This is a genomic window from Faecalibacterium sp. DFI.5.82 (assembly GCF_029076575.1).
GTDB classification, from domain to species: Bacteria; Bacillota; Clostridia; order Oscillospirales; family Ruminococcaceae; genus Faecalibacterium; species Faecalibacterium duncaniae.
The window spans coordinates 1-304 of sequence record NZ_JARFIS010000665.1; the positions used below are offsets into that span (position 1 = coordinate 1).

Consider the following 304-nt stretch of genomic DNA (forward strand, 5'->3'; position numbering starts at 1 on the left):
GTTTGAGCGGGGCGTGCGGCCGATGGGCTGCTGGTCGATGCCAATGACCTTATCCACGAACTCAAGGCCCTCCACCCCGTCGCACTTGCCCGCACGGCTGCGGGCACCGATCAGCTCACAGGCCAGCGTCTTGTACAGGATCTCATTGATCAGGCTGGACTTGCCGGAACCGGAAATGCCGGTCACACAAACGTACTCACCCAGCGGGAACCGGACATCAATGTTGCGCAGGTTGTTTTCCCGGGCACCTTTCACGGTCAGGAAGTTTCCATTGCCGGTGCGGCGGGTCTGGGGCACAGCAATT

The 304-nt window shown here is 60.9% G+C and carries 1 pseudogene; it reads right to left on the minus strand.

The annotated features are described in order from the left end of the window. Positions 1–304: pseudogene (locus P0G09_RS18350) on the minus strand (excinuclease ABC subunit UvrA); the annotation flags it as partial.